Annotated in this window: 22 protein-coding genes; 12 read left to right on the top strand and 10 right to left on the bottom strand. The window is 33.9% G+C overall.

Annotation, left to right across the window (positions count from 1 at the left end):
- Positions 1–7 precede the first annotated feature (7 nt).
- Positions 8–637, bottom strand: a complete 630-nt coding sequence (locus LUU93_RS07440) for a hypothetical protein (protein WP_232679872.1) — start codon at positions 635–637, stop codon at positions 8–10.
- 284 nt (positions 638–921) lie between these two features.
- Here LUU93_RS07440 and hemB point away from each other — a divergent pair, with 284 nt between their 5' ends.
- The 3 genes from hemB to LUU93_RS07425 all read left to right on the top strand — a co-directional run bounded on the left by hemB (position 922) and on the right by LUU93_RS07425 (position 2,847).
- A complete protein-coding gene (hemB, locus tag LUU93_RS07435; protein WP_232679869.1) occupies positions 922–1,914 on the top strand; it encodes a porphobilinogen synthase in 993 nt (330 codons plus the stop codon).
- 1 nt (position 1,915) lies between these two features.
- The gene (locus LUU93_RS07430; protein ID WP_232679868.1) at positions 1,916–2,314 is read left to right on the top strand and encodes a c-type cytochrome; all 399 of its coding nucleotides are present in this window, start codon (positions 1,916–1,918) and stop codon (positions 2,312–2,314) included.
- Between the two features lie 83 nt (positions 2,315–2,397).
- The gene (locus tag LUU93_RS07425; protein ID WP_232679866.1) at positions 2,398–2,847 is read left to right on the top strand and encodes a GyrI-like domain-containing protein; all 450 of its coding nucleotides are present in this window, start codon (positions 2,398–2,400) and stop codon (positions 2,845–2,847) included.
- 47 nt (positions 2,848–2,894) lie between these two features.
- On the opposite strand, the gene LUU93_RS07420 is transcribed toward LUU93_RS07425, so the two are convergent.
- A complete protein-coding gene (locus LUU93_RS07420) occupies positions 2,895–4,955 on the bottom strand; it encodes a M13 family metallopeptidase (protein ID WP_232679864.1) in 2,061 nt (686 codons plus the stop codon).
- A gap of 202 nt (positions 4,956–5,157) precedes the next feature.
- On the opposite strand from LUU93_RS07420, the gene LUU93_RS07415 reads away from it, so the two are divergent.
- The 5 genes from LUU93_RS07415 (at position 5,158) to LUU93_RS07395 (ending at position 9,653) form a co-directional block, all read left to right on the top strand.
- Positions 5,158–6,081 carry a DMT family transporter gene (locus tag LUU93_RS07415; RefSeq protein WP_232679862.1) on the top strand — a complete coding sequence of 308 codons (924 nt, stop codon included), beginning with the start codon at positions 5,158–5,160 and terminating at the stop codon, positions 6,079–6,081.
- Positions 6,082–6,416: 335 nt separating this feature from the next.
- On the top strand, positions 6,417–7,082 hold the full coding sequence (locus LUU93_RS07410; RefSeq protein WP_232679860.1) for an SCO family protein: 666 nt from the start codon (positions 6,417–6,419) through the stop codon (positions 7,080–7,082).
- Positions 7,083–7,185: 103 nt separating this feature from the next.
- The gene (locus tag LUU93_RS07405) at positions 7,186–7,425 is read left to right on the top strand and encodes a FeoA family protein (RefSeq protein ID WP_232679858.1); all 240 of its coding nucleotides are present in this window, start codon (positions 7,186–7,188) and stop codon (positions 7,423–7,425) included.
- On the top strand, positions 7,425–9,524 hold the full coding sequence (feoB, locus tag LUU93_RS07400; protein WP_232679856.1) for a ferrous iron transport protein B: 2,100 nt from the start codon (positions 7,425–7,427) through the stop codon (positions 9,522–9,524). The genes LUU93_RS07405 and feoB overlap by 1 nt, the downstream gene beginning before the upstream one ends.
- A gap of 6 nt (positions 9,525–9,530) precedes the next feature.
- Entirely contained in the window at positions 9,531–9,653 is a 123-nt protein-coding gene (locus LUU93_RS07395) for a FeoB-associated Cys-rich membrane protein (RefSeq protein WP_232679854.1), read from the top strand.
- A 450-nt stretch (positions 9,654–10,103) separates the two neighbouring features.
- Here the strand turns inward: LUU93_RS07395 and LUU93_RS07390 are convergent, their stop codons facing one another.
- The 3 genes from LUU93_RS07390 to LUU93_RS07380 all read right to left on the bottom strand — a co-directional run bounded on the left by LUU93_RS07390 (position 10,104) and on the right by LUU93_RS07380 (position 12,746).
- On the bottom strand, positions 10,104–10,757 hold the full coding sequence (locus tag LUU93_RS07390) for an HD domain-containing protein (protein WP_232679852.1): 654 nt from the start codon (positions 10,755–10,757) through the stop codon (positions 10,104–10,106).
- A gap of 204 nt (positions 10,758–10,961) precedes the next feature.
- On the bottom strand, positions 10,962–11,954 hold the full coding sequence (locus LUU93_RS07385) for an acyl-ACP desaturase (protein ID WP_232679849.1): 993 nt from the start codon (positions 11,952–11,954) through the stop codon (positions 10,962–10,964).
- A gap of 45 nt (positions 11,955–11,999) precedes the next feature.
- Positions 12,000–12,746, bottom strand: a complete 747-nt coding sequence (locus tag LUU93_RS07380) for a lysophospholipid acyltransferase family protein (protein WP_232679847.1) — start codon at positions 12,744–12,746, stop codon at positions 12,000–12,002.
- A gap of 126 nt (positions 12,747–12,872) precedes the next feature.
- Here LUU93_RS07380 and rnpA point away from each other — a divergent pair, with 126 nt between their 5' ends.
- The 4 genes from rnpA (at position 12,873) to LUU93_RS07360 (ending at position 16,631) form a co-directional block, all read left to right on the top strand.
- Positions 12,873–13,277 carry a ribonuclease P protein component gene (gene rnpA / locus LUU93_RS07375; RefSeq protein ID WP_232679844.1) on the top strand — a complete coding sequence of 135 codons (405 nt, stop codon included), beginning with the start codon at positions 12,873–12,875 and terminating at the stop codon, positions 13,275–13,277.
- Positions 13,278–13,358: 81 nt separating this feature from the next.
- Positions 13,359–14,183: a DUF4349 domain-containing protein gene (locus tag LUU93_RS07370; protein ID WP_232679842.1), complete on the top strand. Its 825-nt coding sequence runs from the start codon at positions 13,359–13,361 to the stop codon at positions 14,181–14,183.
- Positions 14,184–14,185: 2 nt separating this feature from the next.
- The gene (locus LUU93_RS07365; protein WP_232679840.1) at positions 14,186–15,823 is read left to right on the top strand and encodes a S41 family peptidase; all 1,638 of its coding nucleotides are present in this window, start codon (positions 14,186–14,188) and stop codon (positions 15,821–15,823) included.
- 4 nt (positions 15,824–15,827) lie between these two features.
- A complete protein-coding gene (locus tag LUU93_RS07360; RefSeq protein ID WP_232679838.1) occupies positions 15,828–16,631 on the top strand; it encodes an OmpA family protein in 804 nt (267 codons plus the stop codon).
- 154 nt (positions 16,632–16,785) lie between these two features.
- Here LUU93_RS07360 and LUU93_RS07355 read toward each other — a convergent pair whose 3' ends face one another.
- The 5 genes from LUU93_RS07355 to LUU93_RS07335 all read right to left on the bottom strand — a co-directional run bounded on the left by LUU93_RS07355 (position 16,786) and on the right by LUU93_RS07335 (position 22,543).
- Positions 16,786–17,232 (bottom strand): GNAT family N-acetyltransferase, encoded by a 447-nt coding sequence (locus LUU93_RS07355; RefSeq protein ID WP_232679836.1) that lies wholly within the window; start codon positions 17,230–17,232, stop codon positions 16,786–16,788.
- Between the two features lie 230 nt (positions 17,233–17,462).
- Entirely contained in the window at positions 17,463–18,104 is a 642-nt protein-coding gene (locus LUU93_RS07350; RefSeq protein ID WP_232679834.1) for a DUF1579 domain-containing protein, read from the bottom strand.
- Positions 18,105–18,391: 287 nt separating this feature from the next.
- On the bottom strand, positions 18,392–19,360 hold the full coding sequence (locus tag LUU93_RS07345; protein ID WP_232679832.1) for a DUF4837 family protein: 969 nt from the start codon (positions 19,358–19,360) through the stop codon (positions 18,392–18,394).
- A 46-nt stretch (positions 19,361–19,406) separates the two neighbouring features.
- Positions 19,407–21,245 (bottom strand): LysM peptidoglycan-binding domain-containing protein, encoded by a 1,839-nt coding sequence (locus tag LUU93_RS07340; RefSeq protein ID WP_232679830.1) that lies wholly within the window; start codon positions 21,243–21,245, stop codon positions 19,407–19,409.
- Between the two features lie 110 nt (positions 21,246–21,355).
- Complete coding sequence (locus LUU93_RS07335; protein WP_232679828.1) at positions 21,356–22,543, bottom strand: phosphoglycerate kinase; 1,188 nt, start codon at positions 22,541–22,543, stop codon at positions 21,356–21,358.
- Positions 22,544–22,786 lie beyond the last annotated feature (243 nt).

Raw genomic sequence — 22,786 nt, 5'->3', positions numbered from 1 at the left:
AAAGGCGTTAATTAAGTTGGATTGTATTATTCATTAAAGTCGATTTTTTTAATACACTGTACATATTTTGCTTTAAAAAAACTGTTTTCTTGTTTTTTGAAATTTTGCTGTTTCCGTTTTCTACAGACTGAATATCTTTGTCAAAAGTATAAATAGCAATTATGCTGGCTTCTTCAAGATCTTTCTTTTTCTTTGGATCTTTAACCACTTTTTCGGGAACAGGATACGAGGCAGTTCTTTCGAAATTTTTTACGCTTCCGCTAAAGTGAATCTGATCACGCTGATTATTTATTGTATTAACAACTGCATTCAACGCTTTTAAATTAGCATAATTGAGTTTGATGATAAAAATGTAATTGTCAAAATCAGTTTTTGTTGTTACATTCGAGATTCCGTCAATTTTGGATGCTTTGGTCTTGAAATCTTCTAGTTTTTGGGTGATTTCCTGTTCGTTTGGAATTTTTACACCATCGACTTCTTCCAGCCAGATAGCTGATTTTGTCTTAAACCATGATTTCGAAAAATCGATCATTAATGTATATTCACCACTTTGATCATCGTGGTGTTTGATTCTTTCTGTTATTTCAAAACAACCTGTTAAGAGCAAACAGCAGCATAAAGTGAAAATTTTCTTCATTAGACAAATTTATAGGTAAATATTTTAAAAACTGCATTACAATAAAATTCTTAAATTTAAATCTGTAAAAATCTTAAATTTTTAGATAATATTAACGGATTCTGCTATTTGCTAAACGCCTTATTCTGTTGATTTTTCTTTAACTTTGCACCACTTATTAAAAAGTAAAATAATCCTCAAAAAAACAAAAAACAACTGCACTTTTAGAAATTAAGATTCTTCAATTCGATTTCAAAGAAATCAATCTGAAAATCTAAAATCTAAAATCTAAAATCTAAAATTATATGTTCCCATTACAAAGAAACCGTCGTTTAAGAACCAACGAATCAATTCGTTCATTAGTTCGTGAAACCAGCTTAAGTCCACAAGATTTTATGCTTCCAATGTTTGTTACCGAAGGAAAAGACATCAAATCTGCTATTCCTTCAATGCCTGGAATTTATCGCCACTCATTAGACAATACGATTAAAGAAGTAAAAGAAGCTTGGGATTTAGGAATTAAAGCGGTAAACATCTACGTAAAAGTAAGCGATAATTTAAAAGACAATAAAGGTACAGAGGCTTGGAATAAAGATGGTTTAATGCAGCAAACTATCCGAGCGATAAAAGATGCCGTTCCGGAAATGATTGTAATGCCGGATGTCGCTTTAGATCCATATTCTATTTATGGTCATGACGGAATTATCGAAAACGGTCAATTAATTAACGATGCAACGGTTGATGCTTTAACTCGTATGAGTTTAAGCCATGCAGAAGCTGGTGCAGATTTCGTGGCGCCAAGTGACATGATGGATGGGCGCGTTTTGGCGATAAGAAAAGCATTGGAAGAAAACGGACATCATAATGTTGGAATCATGAGTTATAGTGCTAAATATGCATCTGCATTTTACGGACCATTTCGTGATGCGTTAGATTCCGCTCCGGTTGATTCTCAAAATATCCCAAAAGATAAAAAAACGTATCAAATGGATTATGCTAACCGAATTGAAGGAATTCGCGAAGCTTTATTAGATGTTGAAGAAGGAGCAGATATTGTTATGGTAAAACCGGGAATTGCATATTTAGACATTGTTCGTGAGGTAAAAAATGCCGTTCATGTGCCAGTTGCAGTTTACCAAGTATCTGGTGAGTACGCGATGGTAAAGGCCGCAGCCGAAAGAGGATGGTTAGATCACGACAAAATTATGATAGAGCAACTTTATTGCATTAAGCGTGCGGGTGCGAGTATTATATCAACTTATTTTGCAAAAGAAGCTTCAATACTTTTAAATAAATAAGATGAAAAAAGTATTATTCTTATCTGCTGTTTTAGCATTTGCATCGTGTAAAAAAGAAGTTTCAGAAAGTACAGACCAAACCACAGAAGCTTATTCTGAAGGAGAATCGGCAAAAGCCGCAACACCTGAAGCTTTAGGAAAAGAAATTTTTGAAGGAAGAGGAAATTGTACTTCCTGCCATCAGACTGACCAAAAAGTCATTGGCCCAAGTATTCAGGAAATTGCTAAAATATATAAAGATAAAAAAGGTGATATTCCGACTTTTTTAAAAGGGAATGCTGATCCAATTGTTGATCCAAGTCAGTTTTCCGTAATGCAGACTAATTTTGCAGTAACAAAAACAATGTCTGATGAAGAGTTGAAAGCAATTGAAACTTACATTTACAGTCATTTAAAGTAATCTAACATTTTAAAGTTTACTGCTGACATACAGTTGTCACCACACGAATATAAATTTGAACTTAAATCAAAATTTAAGTAAAAATGGATATTCATAATTTTAGCATTATTGGAATTTCTGTTAGAACAACTAACGAAAATGGGCAGTCAGGACAAGATATTCCTGCACTTTGGAACAAATTTATATCAGAAGGGGTTGCTGATAAAATTGCAAATAAATTAAACAACGATATTATTTGCGTTTACACGGATTATGAAAAAGATCATAACAAACCTTACACAACCATTTTAGGTTGTCCGGTAGAGAATTTAGATTGTATTCCAGAAGGTTTGACCGGTAAAATCATTGAAAGTGATAATTATGACAAGTTTACTCCTAAAGGAAATCTTGCCGATGGAATTGTTTATAATGAATGGCTCAAAATATGGGATTCTGGTTTAAATAGAATCTTTACTTCCGATTTTGAAATTTATGGAAAAAAGGCTCAGGATCGTGAGAATGCAGAAGTAGACATTTATATTGCAGTTCAATAAATTAAAATAAAAACGGCGCCATCTCAGCGCCGTTTTCTATTATAAAATTACCAGATTTTTACTCGTTTCTCTGGACTTACAAACATTTTGTCTCCATTTTTAATACCGAAGGCTTCATAAAAAGCATCAACATTTTGAATTGGGACATAAGCTCTGTACATTCCCGGTGAATGCGGATCTGTTTTTACTTGGTTTTTAATCGCTTCGTCTCTAGACTTGGTTCTCCAAACGGTTGCCCAGGAAATAAAGAATCGCTGTTCTGGAGTAAATCCGTCGATTAAACCAGGATTTCCGTGTGCTTTCAAATACAATTGCAAACCATCGTAAGCAGCATTTATTCCACCTAAATCTCCAATATTTTCTCCTAATGTAAATTTACCATCAACATGAATTCCAGGCAATGGTTCTAAAGCGCTGTATTGATCTGCCAATTCAGAACCTAGTTTTGTAAATTGTTCCAAGTCTTGCGGCGTCCACCAGTCAACAAGATTTCCTTCTGCATTATAACGCGCTCCGGAATCATCAAAACCATGTGAAATTTCGTGGCCGATAACTGCTCCAATTCCACCATAATTTACAGCTTCATCTGCCTGGTAATTATAGAATGGCGGCTGTAGGATTGCTGCTGGAAACACAATTTCATTATACGATGGGTTATAATAAGCATTTACTGTTTGCGGAGACATTCCCCACTCAGTTTTATCAACCGGTTTGTTTAATTTTTCAATACTTTTCTTAAAATTCCATTTGGCTAAATTTCTCGAATTTTCATAATAACTTCCACCATCAGCAATGCTTTTAATTTCAAGTGCCGAATAATCTTTCCATTTATCAGGATAACCCACTTTTATGGTTATTTTATTCAGTTTTTCAATAGCTTTTGCCTTTGTGTCTTTAGACATCCAGCTTAAATTATTAATACGGTTCTGGTACGCCGTAATAACATTATGAATCATATCCAGTGCTTTAGTTTTTGCTTCAGCAGGAAATACTTTTTCTACGTATAATTTACCAAGTGCTTCACCAATTCCTCTATTTACGGCCTGCAGTGCTTTTTCTTCGCGAGGCAGTTGTTTTATTGCTCCTCTTAAAGTTTTACTGTAAAAATCAAAATTTGCAGTTTCAATATCTGTTGTTAATTTTGAAGCTGCTGTATTTAATAAATCCCATTTTAAATATTCTTTCCACTGTTCTACTTTGTTTTCAGTAAATACAGTTTGCAGCGCTTTCATATATTTTGGCTCTAAAACAACGACAGTATCCAATTTGGCCAAGCCAATTCCTGCAAAATAACTATCCCATTTTATAGCCGGTGTTAACTTTTGAAGTTCGGCAATCGTCATTGGGTTATACTGCAAACGGCTGTCTCTGCTTTCAACGCGGTCTAGTCTTGGTTTTGATAATTCAGTTTCAAAAGCCAGAATTTCTGCTGCACTCTGTTTTGCTTTTGCTGGAGATTCACCAATAAACTGCATCATCTTTGCAACATGAAGTTCGTATTTAGCACGCTTTTCTTTAGAATCTTTATCTTCTGAAGTGTAATAATCTTTATCCGGCAGTCCTAATTGGCTTACTGCAAGGCTTACTGAATTTTTAGAGCTGTTTTTTTCATCAGCTCCAATATAAATCCCAAAGAATCCGGAACCTCCCTCAGATTCCATTTCAACCAAAAATTTTTGAACATCTGCAACATTTTTAATTGCATCAATCTTTTTCAAATACGGTTTCAAAGGAGTAATTCCTGCTTTATTTCTGCCAACAGTATCCAAAACAGTCAGGAATAAGTTAACAGCTTTTCCCTGATCAGTATCTGATTTATACTTTGGGTTTTTTGATGCTTCTTTTAAAATAGACATTACATCTTTGTCGGTCTTTTTAATCAATTCATTAAAACTTCCCCAAGTTGTACGATCACCTGGAATTTCTGTCTTGTCCAGCCATGTTCCGTTTACATACTGGAAAAAATCCTGGCTCGGGCTGATTTTAGTATTCATGTAAGATACATTGATACCCGGTTCTTTTGCTGCGGAGTTTTGAGCTTCAATTGCTGTAAAAGACAGCATTACAGAAAAAGCACAAAACAAAGGTTTAGTAAGTTGTTTTTTCATTTATATATATGTTTCGAGTGTTTACACAAACATATCGTTAAAATTTGTAAATACATGTTAAAATTTATGCAATAATAATGTTTCAAATGTCAGGTATAACATTTTAATAGAAACCATCGATTATTTTCATGAATTAAAAGCTTGTTTTTTACTGATTATTGAAATTGTTTTTGGAATATTTGCTTAAAGATTTAAAGTCAAAATGAGAGCAAAAATTCAGAATGCCGTTTCAGGAAAAATTGAAGCTATTGGTTTACCCATTATGGCTTTATGCTGGGTAAGTTTTTTTTGGGGAACAACGTGGTTAGCTTCAAAAGAAGGGGTTAAGCATATGCCTGCATTGCAATTGGCAACAATACGTCAGTTTTTTGGCGGACTAATTTATGTTGGATATTTTATGCTGAAAAAACAGCCTTGGCCAAAAGGAAAACAATGGCGTACGATTATTATTTTGAGTATTTTGAATTTTGCTTGCAGCAACGGCTTGAGCACCTGGGGCGTAAAATATATTACCAGCGGATTGGGTGCCATCATCAGTGCGCTTTTCCCAATTTGGATTATTATCATTAATTTCTTTAATGGTGAACGAATTGCAAAAATGGCTTTGTTTGGAATTTTAATCAGTTTTGGAGGAATTTGTATTATTTTCATCGATTATATTGCTGACTTTTTAAGGCCTGATTTTCAATTCGGGATTTTTTTAATGACAGCTTCAACTATTACATGGGCTTTTGGAATTTTGGAAACCAAGAAAAAAGCGGCCAGTTTTAATCCGTATTTTAGTTTGGGACTGCAGATGCTTATTTCAAGTGTATTTCTTTTTGGAATTACAGAAGCCACAGGAGTTAATATTCCACTAAGCCAAATCCCTTCAGAATCCTGGTGGGCAATTGGGTATCTGGTAATAATTGGTTCTGTTTTAACTTTCATTGCTTTTATTTATACGCTGCAGCATCTTCCAACAGAAATCAGCAGTATTTATGTTTACATCAATCCAATTGTGGCGATGATTTTAGGCTCGATCATTTTTGACGAAACACTTACTCAGGCTATTGCAATTGGTTCAGTAGTAACCTTGACAGGATTGTATATGGTAAATAAATCTATTCGAAAACCTAAGAATTAATATACTATAACAAGATAGTACGCGGATGACACGGATTCGCTTTGCGAAAACGCGGATTTATACCGATTTTTTATTTTTATTACCTTGAATAAAATTGGCGATTTACTTTGTAGTCGTTCGCTCAAGATAACAACATTGTATTTAAACCTTTGGATTAATAATATCTATAAAAATCCGTATAAATCCGCGTTTTCGCAAAGCGAATCCGTGTCATCCGTGTGCTAATTTCACAATCACGTAATAGAAGCTCTTTATATTACAGGCTCTCTGTTAAAAACAACACGCAATTAGCTTTTTAAAAAGTGCTTTTCGTATTTTTGCGCCAAATTATTTTTATGAAATCGTTTCTTTACAAATACCGCAAATTCTTCATTGTATTAATTGTATTTTCTGTAGTCACTATATCTTTATTTTATTCGGCTTTAAAGCCACAAAAAGCACTTCCGATTTATAATCCTGCCGATGTAAATCCGGAATTGGTTGACAGCACCATTCAATACAAAAGCAAATACCATACGATTGCTGATTTTTCGTTTATCAACCAAAACGGAGATACGATTACTCAAAAGAATTATGAAGGAAAAATTTATGTTGCTGATTTCTTCTTCACCACCTGCGGATCAATATGTCCAAAAATGTCAACCAATCTTGTTGAAGTTCAAAAAGCTGTTTTAAACAATCCTAAAGTAATGCTGCTTTCTCATACTGTTTTTCCAGAAGTTGACAGTGTTTCGGTTTTAAAAGCTTATGCAGTAAAATATGGAGTTGTAGACAGTAAATGGAATTTGGTAACCGGAGATAAAAAAGAGATTTACACTATGGCCAGAAAATCTTACCTGGCTGTAAAATTAGGCCGCCCGGATCAGTTGTATGATATGGTACATACCGAGAATTTTGTTTTGGTTGATCAAAAAAGACGCGTTCGCGGATTTTATGACGGAACAAAAAAGGAAGATATCTCAAGATTACTGGAAGACATAGATTTCTTATCAAAAGAGTAAAATACCTTATTTTTAGAAAGATTTAGCATTTTCAAACCTGATTATTGCCTTGGGATAAAGATTTATTGCCTATTTTTGCAATCTAAATTCAATCTAAATAAGCTTGCAAAATACTATTCACACCCTGAAAAAAGGCGATAAAGCCATTATCAAAGATTTTGATATCGATTTGATTCCTTTAAAATTATTAGAGATGGGTTGTTTGCCGGGCAGCTTAGTCGAACTTTTACAAATTGCTCCCTTTGGAGATCCTTTATATTTAGATATTAATGGTTCACATGTTGCTATTCGTGTTGAAACTGCTCGTGAAATTGAAGTTGAACTTATCCTAAACAATTTATAATGAGTGTTCAGAATATCAATGTTGCCCTTATTGGGAATCCTAATACCGGAAAAACTTCTGTTTTTAACCAGCTTACAGGTTTAAACCAACAAGTTGGGAATTATCCCGGAATCACGGTTGAGAAAAAAATCGGTTTCTGTAAACTGCCCCATAACGTAAAAGCCAACATTCTGGATTTACCGGGAACATATAGTCTGAACGCAAGTTCGATGGATGAAAGCGTTGTAATTGAACTTTTATTAAACAAAAACGACAAATTATATCCTGACGTTGCTGTTGTAGTAACCGATGTTGAAAATCTGAAAAGAAATTTACTGATTTACACTCAGATTAAAGACCTAGAAATTCCAACGATCTTAGTTATCAATATGTCAGATCGTATGGTGAGCAAAGGAATTAGTTTAGATATTCCGCTTTTAGAAGAAAAACTAAAAACCAAAATTGCCTTAGTAAGTTCCCGAAAAGGTTTAGGAATTGATGAATTAAAAGAATTAATTGTTTCTTATAAAACGATTCCGCATGAACCGTGTTTAAATGCATCAGTAATTGATCCTGAATATTTTGAAAAATTGCAGCATGCATTTCCAAATCAATTAATGTACAAATTGTGGCTGGTAATTACGCAGGATGTCAATTTTTCGAATTTAGACCGAAATGAAATTCGGAACACTTTTACCAAATCACATTCAGAATTAAAACGTTTACAGCAAAAAGAAACCATCAAAAGATATCAGTTTATAAATGATGTTTTAAAAGAAGGTCTAAAAGTTGATACTGCAGCGGCAACAGATTTCAGAGCTAAACTGGACCGCATTTTAACGCACAAATTTTGGGGTTATATTATTTTCCTCGGAATTTTATTTATCATCTTCCAATCTATTTTCAGCTGGTCAACAATTCCTATGGACTTTATTGACAGCACTTTTGCTTCATTAAGCAGCTGGACAGCAAAAGAATTACCAAGTGGTATTTTAACCGATTTACTTTCGCAGGGAATTATTCCGGGAATTGGCGGTGTTATTATTTTTATTCCGCAGATTGCTTTCTTGTTTTTATTCATTTCTATTCTCGAAGAAAGCGGTTATATGAGCCGTGTGGTTTTTTTAATGGATAAAATAATGCGCAAATTCGGGCTTTCGGGAAAAAGCGTCGTGCCTTTAATTTCAGGAACAGCTTGTGCGATTCCCGCTATTATGGCGACACGAAATATAGAAAACTGGAAAGAACGCCTTATTACGATCTTAGTAACGCCATTCACGACTTGTTCTGCAAGATTACCGGTTTACGCGATTATGATTTCGTTAGTGATTCCGAATAAACGAGTTCTTGGATTTTTAAACCTGCAGGGGCTGTCGTTGATGTTATTGTATTTATTGGGATTTGTAACGGCAATAATCTCTGCCTATATTTTAAATAAAGTTTTAAAACTGGATTCGAAAACGTATTTCGTAGTCGAAATGCCAAGTTATAAATTACCGCTTTTCAAGAATGTTGGAATCAATGTTGTCGAAAAAACTAAAGCTTTTGTTTTAGGCGCGGGTAAAATCATCTTAGCAATATCGGTTATTTTATGGTTTTTGGCTTCTTTCGGGCCCGGAAAAGAATTTAATGATGCGGAAAACATCGTAAAAGAAAGATTTGCCAATACAACTTTAAATGAAATTCAGTTTGAAAATGAAGTTGCTTCTCAAAAAATAGAGAATTCATACATCGGGATTATGGGTAAAGCTATTGAGCCTGTAATTTCTCCGCTTGGTTACGACTGGAAAATTGGGATTGCGATTATCAGCTCTTTTGCTGCCCGTGAAGTTTTAGTGGGAACACTGGCTACTATTTACAGTGTTGGAGACAGCGATAACGAATCGACAATTAAAAGTAAAATGCAGAAAGAAGTAAATCCGGAAACGGGAGAAAAAATCTTTAATTTTGCTTCTGGTATTTCATTGTTATTGTTTTATGCTTTTGCAATGCAGTGCGCCAGTACATTAGCCATTACAAAAAAAGAAACAAATTCATGGAAGTGGCCTGTAATGCAGCTTTTCTTTATGAGCGGTCTTGCTTATATTACAGCACTTTTAGCGTATCAATTTTTAAAGTAAAATGTTATGATACAAGAAATTATAGCTTTTGCCATATTATTTATCGCCGTTGGTTTTTTGATTAAAAAGTTCTTTTGGAAATCTAAAAAGAAAAAAGACTGTGGTGATGGCAATTGCGGATGTTCATAGATTTTGAGTTTTTAAGTTGCTGAGATACTAAGCTTCTAAGATTTATCTCATTTTTTCGCAGAGTTTCACCAAAAATAAACACAAAGCTTCACAGAGATTTAAAAGTTCTTTGTGAAGCTTTTTTATTCTATAAAAACCTATACCTTAAAGAAATACCTTTTTTTAATGTTTAAAAAACTTTTATGGCTTAGTTATCGATACTGGGCAAATTAATTTTGCAGAATAAAATTCAAAAAAAATGACAAAATTTGAAAAAGAAGAAATTGTAAGAGACAATAGAGTTGCCAGATTATTATGGTTTTCTTTTGGCTTCTTGTGCGCTTTTGGAATAATGTGCCTTTTAAAATCTAAAGTCTAAAGCCGCATAAAAAGTTTTCAGTTTCAGTCACAGTTTACAGTCATCATATAAACTGAAAACTGTGACTGAATCCTGAGGCTTAAACCGAAAACTCACTTCACTCCTTCCCACTCTGCATAAAACTGTGCCAGGAAAGATTCCATAAAGCCGTGGCGTTCAGCAGCAATTTGTTTTCCTTTTTCGGTATTCATTTTATCTTTTAAAAGCAAAAGCTTTTCGTAAAAGTGATTTATTGTTGGTGCATTGTTTTTTTTGTATTCCTCTTTTGTCATGTTCGTTACCGGAGCAATTTCAGGATCATATAAGGCTCTGTTTTTAAATCCGCCATAATTGAACGCTCTTGCTACTCCAATTGCGCCAATTGCATCTAAACGATCCGCATCCTGCACGATATCTAATTCTATTGAAGAAAACTTCTTTTCAAAATTTCCGCCTTTATAAGAGATGTTTTCGATGATATTTACCACATGCTGAATTATATCTTCTGAAACGTTATGTGATTCTAAAAATAATCGGGCTGTTTTTGGTCCAATTGTTTCGTCTCCGTCATGAAATTTACTATCGGCAATATCATGAAGCAGCGCTCCCAATTCTACAACTGTTTTATCACAATTGGTATCTTTAGCAATTAAAAGTGCGTTTTTATAAACTCGTTCGATATGAAACCAATCGTGTCCGCCTTCGGCATCGTTTAATTTTTCTTTTACAAAAGCAATTGTTTTATTTATAAGTTCAGAATTATTCATAATGTGTTATTGTTTGTGGTGAAATGGCGTACAGATTTGACTGATTCAACAGATTTACGCTGGTGTTTTATAGTTTAAATAAAAAATGTTGATTGTTGAAGTTCTAAAACCTCAACAATCAACAATATTTTCAATATCAATATCAATTGCAAAAAATCAATTTTCAAATCTAAAATCAGAAATCTGCAATCTAAAATCTACAATCTACAATCTAGCCGGTTCAACCCATTTAAAGATATGACCTTCAGCAGGAATTACAATTCTTTCTGAAATTTTAGCCATACGAGCCGGTAATTTCATTAAGTAATCACGTGCTTTTTCAGCTTCATCTGTTAGGTTCGTGATTTTATCGATTTCCCATTTGTTAATTAACTTCTGCATGATTTCAACATAATCATTTGCTGTGTAAACTCCAATACGCTGCGCAGAATCAGAAAACTGTTCGAAAGCAGAACTTATCTTTTGACCAGATTCTCTTAAAAAATGAGCCGGCATAACGATTTTTTGTTTCATCATATATTGAAACGCCAGCATCATTTCGCTAGGGTCAACCTGAAAAATTCTGGTTACAAATTCGCTGTATGCATGATGATGACGCATTTCGTCACCTGCAATCATTTTACACATTTTAGACAACTTGTTATCACCAAATTTCTTAGCAATCTGAGATACTCTGTTGTGCGAAACATAAGTTGCCAATTCCTGAAAACTAGTGTATACAAAGTTTTTGTACGGGTCAGTTCCAGTTCCAATATCAAAACCGTCGTTGATTAAATGCTGTGTTGTCATTTCGATTTCACGCATATTAACACGACCAGACAAATACAAGTATTTATTTAAAAGATCACCGTGACGGTTTTCTTCTCCGGTCCATTGCCTGATCCATTTCGACCAGCCATTACCGCCGTTCTCCACCTGATCTACTCCTTCTACATCCATCAACCAGGACTCATATGTTGGAAGTGCTTCTTCGGTAATTGTATCACCTACAAGCGTTACCCAGAAATCGTATGGCAATTCTTTAGCAATTTCACGTAGTTCCTTTACCTCCTCAAAGAAATTTTCTCCTTCAGAATTAGGCAGGAAATCTGACGGCTGCCAAATTTTTTCTACCGGAATTAAATACTGTTCAACGAAGCTGTCAACGTTTTTTTCCAAAAACTGCATCACTTCTAATCTAATGTTTTTTATAGACATTACTTATTTTAAATTTGGGATTTATATTTTAGCTCGGACTAAAACTTAAACCTGTTTATACTCGTTTACTCCTTCAACAACCGCTTTTTCTGTTAATGCCATTAATTCGGCAAAATCATAATCTTTTACTGCCATCGCTTTGTGTGCTGTAAAAGTTAAGCGGTTTCCTAACCCAACCGGAAACATACCGTAACGAACCATTTTCCATGAATTATTAATACTTACCGGCACAACGTATGCAGATGGTGCATATTTGCATAGAATTTTTAAACCGCTTTGGGCAAATTCTTTAGGTTTTCCCGTTTTACTGCGGGTTCCTTCCGGGAAGATTACAGCAGATCTAGTGTTTTTTTCTATATATTCAGACAAGCCTTTGATTACTGGAATCGCTTGTTTAGGGTCTTTACGGTCAATTAAAACAGATCCTCCGTGGCGCAGATTAAAAGACACACTCGGAATTCCGCTTCCTAACTCCTTCTTACTTACAAATTTACAATGAAAACGTCTAAAGTACCAAATCATTGTCACGATATCGTACATACTTTGGTGATTGGCCACAAAAATAATTGGAACTCCGGTTGGAATAGTATCTACACCCGTAACTTTATAAGTTGTACCAACTAAATGTGTACATCTTAAAAGACCGAGATTTAAATAATCAACACTTTTTTTGTGAGCCTGATAACCAAAAAGATTAAGGCAAATCCATTGTATTGGGTGAAAAACCGCCAAACACAATCCAAAACATAAATAAAAAATTACGGAGATTGGATATGAGATTATCTTTTGCATGCTTGAAAAAATTTGAGGTCAAAAGTAGTAAATATATTTTTAGCGGTAGAAAAATTGAAAACAATAACCGTTTTTATGGTTTAATTGTACCTTTGCCCTTAAAATTGCAAATTTTTTCTGAATTAAATGAACTTTACATACCCTAAAAATGAACGCTTAAAGAGCAAAACCACGATTGGATTACTTTTTTCTGAAGGGAAATCAGTTTCAAAATATCCGCTTCGTTTGGTTTACCGTCAAGCGGAAGCTGCATATCAGGGTAATACAAAAGTGGGTGTTTCAGTTTCTAAGAAATACTTTAAAAAAGCAGTCGACAGAAATTATTTCAAAAGAGTGCTGAGAGAAACCTACAGACTCAACAAACATTTGCTTCTGGATCATTTAAATCAACCGTATTCTTTCATGCTTTTTTACCAGACAAAAGACAGATTATCTTACGAAGAAATCAATACCAAAACGATTCAATTGTTTGAGAAATTTGTGCAGCAGCTAAACAAAACTCCTGAATCTGAAACCAAAAAGGATTTATAAGCCCTCAAAGTCAACTTTGTACTCTAAATCAGATAAAAAATTATAAAAAATATTGTAGTTTTAGCACTAAATTGAAATTTTATGCGATACATTTTCTTTTTATCTGTAATTTTTTGTGTTCTTTCTGGATGCAGTAAAAGCGAATCTTTAAATGAAGATAGGGCAATTTCTATTAGTGCTGTAAAATTACCTCCAAAAAAATATGAATCCTCTGGTTCTGATAAAAATCTAGATACTCCTTCGCCTAAAATTGAACAAAAAATCATAAAACAAGCATCGCTTCGGTTTGAAACCAATGATTTAGAAGAAACGTACAAGCAAATTCAAACAGCGGTTAAACAAAGTCAGGGAAAAGTTCAAAGTGATTCTGAAGGAAAAGACTATGGCACGCTTTATCGAAATATAACGATTAGAGTTCCAAGCCAGAATTTTGATAATTTTATCAATACAATTTCAAAAGGAGTTTCGTATTTCGAGAGAAAAGAAATTACGGCAGAAGATGTTACGGAACAATATATCGACTTAACGACAAGATTAAAAAACAAGAGAAAGCTTGAAGAACGTTATCTTCAAATATTACAAAAATCCGCTAAAATTAGTGAAATCTTAGAAATCGAAAAACAGATTTCGATTATCCGCGAAGAAATAGAAGCCAAAGAAGGGCAGCTAAAATATTTAGAAAGCAGGGTTTCTGAAAGTACGGTTACAATTGAGTTTTTCAAAAACCTGCCGGAACAGGAAGCGGTGCAATTATCGTACGGATCGAAAGTCTGGACAGCTGTTAAATCAGGATTTTTTAGTTTGTCAAGTTTCTTTATATCAATTATCAGCATTTGGCCGTTTATTATTATAATTGTTGTATTAGCCTATTTTATTAGAAAGAGAATTAAAAGAAAAAAACCATAATCATGTATCCTTATTTCAAGAAGAAATTCATTATACCGACTGTTGCGGCAGGATTATTATTTATTGGAACCAGTTTCAAAGAGGACTTTTTTGAAATTGCGAAACAAATTGAAATCTTCACAACGTTGTTTAAAGCCGTAAACACGAATTATGTAGACGAAACAAATCCGGGTGATTTAATGGATAAAGCCATTAAAAATATGCTGGGAAGTTTAGATCCTTATACGGTTTACTTTAACGAACAGGATGTTGTAAATTTCAAAATCAACAACACGGGAGAATATACCGGAATTGGTGCAATGATCGCACGCAAAAAAGACCGCCTGATTGTTCGTGAACCTTATAAAAATTATCCTGCAGATAAAGCCGGACTAAAAGCTGGTGACGAAATCATCCAGATTGGTGATGTTTTGATTGCTGATTTTAAAGATGATGCTTCGCAATTACTAAAGGGAACTAAAAACACTAAAATCGCTATAAAATATCTTCGTCAGGGAAAAACTTTTACAACTGAATTGGTTTTGGATGAAGTGGATATTAAATCGGTTCCGTTTTATGGAAAGATCGATGAAAAAACGGGTTATATAGTTTTGGCACATTTTAGCAGAAAGGCTTCAGCCGAAGTTAAAGAGGCATTGGAAAAATTGAAAGCTGACGGTGCGAAACAGATTGTTTTAGATTTAAGAGGGAATCCGGGCGGACTTTTGAATGAAGCGATTGATATCTGTAATTTATTTGTTCCAAAGAATGAAGTTATTGTAACGACGAAATCAAGAATCGAAAAACATAACAATACGTATAAAACGACTAAAGAACCAATTGATACAGAAATTCCGCTTGCTATTTTGGTTAACGGAAGAAGTGCATCGGCATCTGAAATTGTTTCCGGGGCTTTACAGGATTTAGATCGCGCTGTGATTTTAGGAAGCCGTAGTTTTGGAAAAGGTTTGGTACAGCGTTCTGTTGACCTGACTTACGGAACTCAATTAAAAGTTACAATCTCTCGTTACTACACGCCTTCTGGCCGTTGTATTCAAGCGCTTGATTATACGCATAAAGATAAAAACGGTGCTGCCCAAAAAACAGATGCTAAAAACTTCAATGCTTTTAAAACCAGAAAAGGAAGAACGGTTTATGACGGCGGCGGCGTTTTGCCCGATATTGAATTAGATGAAGCTAAAATGAGCCCTATTACGAGCGCTCTGTTGAAAAATGACGGGATATTTGATTATGCAACTGCTTACTATTATAAAAATCAAAATTTGGGTGATAAAATACCTGTAGTTACAGATACTGATTATGCAGGTTTCAAACAATACCTGAAAGCAAACAAAATTAGTTTTGATACTGAAACAGAAGTTGCCCTGAAAAATACTCTGGCTGCTGCCAAAAGTGAAAAAATTGACGAAACGATTGCTCCGGAATATCAACAATTATTAGCCGCATTAGAGAAAAGTGAAAACACGCTGCTGGATAAAAACCAAAAAGAAATTAGAGGTTTAATTCAGGAAGAACTTATCAAAAGATACCAATACCAGGAAGGTTTGTATCAGTTTTATATTAAAAACAATTCAGAGATTAAAAGAGCAGTAAACGTATTGAATAACCAAACTGAATATAAAACGATTTTAAAAATGTAGAAAAATGAAACTTTCCCGGGTCCTGTTTTTATTTATTATTTACAATCTGGCGGCGCAGCAAAAACCAATCGAAACAGTATATTTTGATTTCGATAAGTATGATCTTACTGAATCGCAGGTCAAAGTTGTAAATAATTTTATAAAATCGATAGACACCGCCAAAGTCGAATCTATACAAATCTATGGTTACTGCGATGACCGCGGCACAGACAACTATAATTTTAAACTGTCTCATGACAGGGTAAATACTATTCAAAACTTACTGCTTTCATCAGGTTTTAAAGAAAGTAAGATTGTTATTCTCGAAGGCAAAGGCCGTGTAGTAGTTAAACCTGATACGGTTGAAAATCTTTATGAAACCCGTTTAAGAAACCGACGGGTTGATTTGATCGTTGTAAAACGAAATAGTTTTGGAAAAGAAGTTTATTCGACCTTTAAAGACAAATTAAAGGTTGGCGATAAAATTTATCTGGAAAACATTCTGTTTGACATGGGAAGTGCCGGGCTTACCAATAACTCTAAAAAAGAACTTGACAAGATTGCTTTAACACTTCAAAAACAAAAAAATATACAGTTTGAAATTAGGGGTCACGTTTGCTGTACACCCGAAATATACAACGATGCAATCGACAAGAATACCAAAGAAAGAAGACTTTCCTGGAACCGGGCCAAAACCGTTTTTTATTATTTAAGTTCTAAAAAAATTTCCAGAAACAGAATGCGTTATCAAGGCTGCGGCAACAAATTTCCTTTGAAAAGAGGCGATAACTATGATCGCCGAGTTGAGTTTTTGATTACTAAGATTTGATTTGTTCTGCCACGAAGACGCTAAGCTACAAAGTTTATTTACTTAAAGCTTTACTCTAAACTAAGTTGTTAATTGATTCTTTTAAAAACAGTTACAAAACAACAAAAAATATAAATTTCAATAATGCAACATTGTAGCATTATTCTTTTTGTGCTTATCCGCGAATCATTTCGATATGCTCAATATCATCCTCAAGGTATATTTCCCCTGACTGCACAAAACCATGACTTTCGTAAAATTTCTTTAAGTATAATTGTGCACCAATTGTAATTTTATCTTTTCCAAAATTGGATTTTATTGCGGCAATAGCTTCACTCATTAAATCATGTCCCCATTTTTTATCACGATAATTGGCACCAACAACTACTCTTCCTATTGAAGCATTCTCAAAACTAATTCCGGCATCGAATAAACGGGAATAGGCTGCAACTTTACCATCATATTCTCCAATTAGGTGCAGCGCTTTCTTGTCTTTGCCGTCAATATCTAAATAAACACAGTTTTGCTCTACTACAAAGATTTCACTTCTTAGTTTAAGTAAATCATATAGCTCGTTTACAGTTAATGCCTCAAATGGCTTTATTTTCCATTTTAATTCCATTTTGTACTTATTTTTTAATTTTAATAATCGTAAAAACAAAATTACACTAAATATTATCAAATAGAAATCCCGATTATAAAACTAAAATCGGGATTTACAAAAGTTACTTTTCTCCTCCTGCATGGTTTACAAAACCTTGCAGGTATTGAACCTTTTTTATCTATTTTATATTGTCAATTACATCTACAAGGTTTTGTAAATCTTGCAGGAGAAAAAAGCGCTTTACTTTATCATTTTTTCTTCATGATAATTTCCATGCTTTTATATTCTGCACCGTTTTTAACATCGAACATTTCCATTTTACGAGTTGTGGCATCAACAATTGTATAGATTTCTCTGTAAGGTGTTTTTTTACCATTTACAGGATTTACCATGTCGCCTTTCAATTCCATACTTTTGGTTTTTTCATCGTATTTCCCAATAGCCACCATCATTCCGGTTCCCATATTGTCGATAAAAGTTGAGGTATATTCTTTACTGGCGTTATTGTAAGCGAGTGTGCTTTTTCCTTCAAATGGTGCTCCCATAATTTTTCCCTGATAATTAGCTTCCTGATAGCGTCCGCCAAGGATCATTTTAATATTGGCAACAGAAGTAGATTTTTCTGGTTTTCCATTTGGTTCATACCAAAACGTCATCTCACAATTCCAGGTTCCAACTTCGTCTGTCATTAATTTGTGCGGTGCGCCGGGTGTTGCATAAGCCTGCCATGCTTTCATTTGTGCTGCTGAATCTAGTGGTGCTTCAGCAACTGTCTCTTCAGTTTTAATGCTGTCTGAACCTTTTGCTGTGACATCTTCGGTTTTTACTTCTTTTTTACAAGAAACAAAACATAGTGCAATAATTACTAATGTTGTGGTTACCTTTTTCATAAGTCTTTGTTTTTATGTTTGTTATAAAACAAAAGTAAGAAAAATAATAACGAGAGTTGTTTCAAGTTTCAGGTTTCAATGTTACAGGTTTATGCTGTGTGTATTTTAACCGCAAAGTTCGCTAAGGTTTACGCAAGGCACGCTATAGAAACCATATAAGTTATATAATATAATTTAAGTAAACCCTTAAAAATAACTTTGCGTTTCTTTGCGTAAACCTTAGCGAACTTTGCGGTTAAGAAAACTTGAAACTTCAAACTTGAAACTTCAAACCTGAAACAAAAACCTTAACGTTTGTCTATTTTTACAGATTTTATAATGGCTTCGAGATCGAACATTAGATCTCGTTCCTGATTTGAGGGTGAATAGCAAAATCCTTCGATAACCAGGATTCGGTTATAAACAGGATCTACGATTGCGTAATTAATAAAAGGTCCGGCCATGAAGTCGTTTTTTAGTTCCCAGGTTCCTTTGGTTTCAAAAGCTTCTTTTCCGTCTAATGATGTATTCGAAAAATAAGGCGCGTAAGCTTCGCCGGTAATCATTCGGGTTTTGGGTTCTCGCCCTTTGATATAATAACCTATTGAATCCCGCATTTTAATAATATTTCCAACTACATTTCCACGGGTTTTGAAGTTGTGCAGCGGAATTTGGTATATTAATAAACTGGTGTTACCGCTGATAATATCTTTTTTCAGCCAGATAAAATTCTTTTTGTGAAGCATGTATTCATATCCGGTGGGAATCTGGATATCTATATGGAATTTGTTTTTTATAACAGCCGGGTTTAAAAGTGATTTGCTGTTATCTTCCTGAATTTTCTCGATTTCGGCATCACGAATCATTTTGATGATTTGTGTCGAATTCAATTCGATACTGCAGATAATGTCATCAATAGATTTTCCGTAAATGCGGAAAGTATTGTGCGGCAGTGATTTATTGTGTATTATTTCAAATTTTTCTACCGCTGATTTTTTAACTACAATAATACTTCGGCTGTCGGTTACAAATCCTTCAAGAAGTTTTGCCGGATATTGATTAATTGTAAAAAGGGGCTCTTCCTGTGTTAAGCCTAAAACTGGAGATGCAAATTTATTTCGTATACTGTCGCCAACTTCTCCATACCATAACTGGTCGTCTATAATAATGGAGATTGTGTTTGTTTTTCCAGAAACAGGCTCTTGCTGCTTATCTGTTTTCAAACAAGAAATTAGTAAAAACGGAAGTATTATAAATAAAAAATGGGTTTTATTCATTTTCTTAATTTATGAAATAAAACCCAAATTTAAATAAGATTTTTAATTATCCGTTTATTTTAAGTTTCATTCCGGGTTTGATATCTTCATCTTTAATACCATTCCATTTTTTAATATCTGAAATTGTTACTCCAGGATATTTTTTAGAAATGCTGTACAAAGAATCACCTTTTTTAACGTAATAATCTTCACTCATAGTTTTTGCTGAAGGTGCTTTCTTTTTGAAAGAATCAACAGAATTTGATGCAACAGCAGTTGAAACAGGCTCTTGTATTTCTGTAACTATTTTAGAAACTACTAATGTTTTTCCTAAACCAATATTATTAGAAGTAAGATCATTTAATGTTTTTAAGTCCGCAATAGTCGTACCGAATTTTTTAGCAATGCTTCCTAAGTTATCTCCGGCTGCAACAACGTACTCAACAGTTTGTATTGAAACTTTATCACTATCATCTGCAGAAGCAATTGCTTCTCCAGTATTTTTCTCTATAACTGGTAATGTTTTTGGTTCCTTAACTGCTTTTACAGAAGAATCAATGTCTGATTTAATTTTTAACGTTTTGCCTAATGCAATTGCATTTGATTTAAGGTTATTCCATTTTTTTAAGTCTGAAATATTTACGTTGTATTTATCTGCAATTGAACCCAGGTTGTCTCCTTTTTTAACTTTATAAAACTCAATATCTTTTGAAACTTCTAAAGATTGAGTGTCTCTAACCGGTTTTCCTTTTGGAGCAATTTTCATTGCTAAACGAGTTGGAATTGTTTTAAATTCGGACTCGTGTTTTACGTAAGCATAAATTTTATCTTCATTAGAAAGAAAAGTTGCGATTTTATCTTTTGGCAAACGAAGAAAATGCTGTTCTCCCTGATAAAAAGGCACTACATTTAATTTATATGAAGGATTTAAAAGCTGAATCTGTGATTGGGGCATGTCTAACAAATCGGCAATTTGTTTAAACGACATTTGGTTTTTAATACAAACCGTATCTGTTTCAAAGTTTTTCACGACAGCCCTTTCAGGGTTAATCCCGTGTTCTTTGTGATATTCAAAAAGATACATTGTAGCATAAAAAGCCGGAACATACCCTTGAGTTTCTTTTGGAAGGTAATTACGAATATCCCAGTAACCCGTTTTTCCGCCAGAGCGGCGAATTGCTTTTGTTACGTTTCCTGGGCCTGAATTATAAGATGCCAAAACAAGTTCCCAGTCATTAAAAATGTTGAACATTCTGGTAAGGTAATCTGAACAAGCAGCTGTAGCTTTAAGAGGATCACTTCTTTCATCAATATAAGAATCGATTTTTAAAGAGTATTGTTTTCCGGTTCCGTACATAAACTGCCAAAGTCCGGTAGCACCCATTTTAGAAACTGCTTTAGGGTTTAAAGCAGATTCTACAACGGCTAAATATTTTATTTCCAATGGAACTTTTTCTTTTGCGAATGTTTCCTCGAATATTGGAAAGTAGTATTCTGATAAAGCCATTAATCGAGAAAACGATTTTTTACGATTCTTAAGAAATGACTTTATTATGTTTTCTAATCCCTGATTGTATTCAATCTCAAATGGCGATTTCTCATTCATTACTGCCAAACGCTGCTTAAGCAGTTCTGTTGGCAGTTCCTCATCTACAGTAACGTCCTTGTTAATGGTTTGAATGTCTTTTGTCAAATCATCATAGATATCTAAACTTACTAACTCATTCATCCAAAGACTGTCAACTTTTGCTGCCAGATCATCTTTTTTAAATGTGCTTTTAATCGAATCTAAATAGGACAACTTTACTTCCGACTTTATTTCTAATGAGGCAGTTGCAGATTCTTGTGCAAACATCGTCATCGAAAAAAGTGCCGTAACCGCTAAGGAGATTTTCTTTACAATCATATAACATTTATTTAAAATTCTATAAATCAACCAATTATAGAATTGTTATTTTTGCAAACTTATAAAGTTTAACGCTTAAAAATACGCAAAAAAATGTTAATTGTGATATTTTAGTCTAAAATTGCAGCAATTCCAGGTAAAATTCTTCCTTCCAGCATTTCAAGCATTGCTCCTCCGCCAGTAGAAACGTAGCTCATTTTGTCTTCAAAACCAAACTGTTTTACTGCTGCAACAGAATCACCGCCTCCAACTAGAGAAAATGCGCCATTTTTAGTAGCTTCTGCAATAAAATCACCTAAAGCGATAGTTCCTTTTGAGAATGTTTCCATTTCAAAAACTCCTAATGGACCGTTCCAAAGAATAGTTTTTGAGTCTAAAATCACTTTTTTGAAGTTCTCTAATGATTTTGGCCCTGCATCAAGACCCTGCCATCCGTCAGGAATTGCATTTACATCTACAACTTGTGTTTTTGCCGAATTTGAGAAATCATCTGCGGCAATTACATCAACAGGAATATGAACCTGAACATTTTTTTCTTTTGCTAATCTTAGAATTTCAAGGGCTAAATCTAGTTTATCATCTTCACAGATTGATTCTCCAACTTTTCCGCCCTGAGCTTTAACAAATGTAAAAGTCATTCCGCCTCCAATAATCATGTGGTCAACTTTATCTAAGATATTTTCGATAACTGTAATTTTAGAAGAAACTTTAGACCCCCCTAAAACTGCTGTTACCGGCTTTTCGCTATTTTTAAGTACTTTGTTTAAGCTGTCAATTTCTTTAGCCAATAAAGTTCCAAAAGTTTTATCGTTTGGAAAAAACTGTGCTATAATTGTTGTTGATGCGTGCGCTCTGTGTGCCGTTCCAAAAGCGTCATTTACATAAACATCTCCAAGTGAAGCTAATTCTTTTGCAAAAGCAGCATCTCCGGCTTCTTCTTCTGCATGAAAACGTAAATTTTCAAGTAATAAAACTTCTCCGGGCTGTAAGTTTTTAGCAGCTGTCTGAGCTGGTTCTCCAACACAGTTTTCAGCAAACTTAACCTGTACTCCTAAAATTTCAGAAGCAGTTTTTAAGATATGTTTTAAAGAATATTTTTCTTCAGCGCCTTTTGGCCTTCCTAAATGTGACATTAAGATTACACTTCCGCCTTGTGCTAAAATTGTATCGATAGTAGGTTTTGCTGCTTCAATACGTGTTGTGTCTGTTACATTAAAATTCTCATCCAACGGCACATTAAAATCTACACGGATAATTGCTTTTTTATTTTTAAAGTCGAAATCGTTTAAAGTTTTCATTTGATATTTTTTTAGTTTTTTAGAAAGAAAAACAAATATAGGACTTTTAAAGTACTAATAAATTCGAATAAACTAAAAAAGAGACAACAAAAAGAACGAAAACGTTATAAATTCACAAATAAATTGGTTTATTAAATATTAAAAACAATTATCTATAGTAATTTGATACTTGTTTAAATAAAAAAGCCTTTCCTGTCAACAGAAAAACAGAAAAGGCAAAAAATGAAATAAATAATTTTTTTG

This window comes from Flavobacterium soyae (assembly GCF_021245985.1).
In the GTDB taxonomy this organism is placed as follows: domain Bacteria; phylum Bacteroidota; class Bacteroidia; order Flavobacteriales; family Flavobacteriaceae; genus Flavobacterium; species Flavobacterium soyae.
The sequence above is the reverse complement of the archived record's forward strand: the minus strand, read 5'-3'. Positions and strand labels throughout refer to the sequence as shown.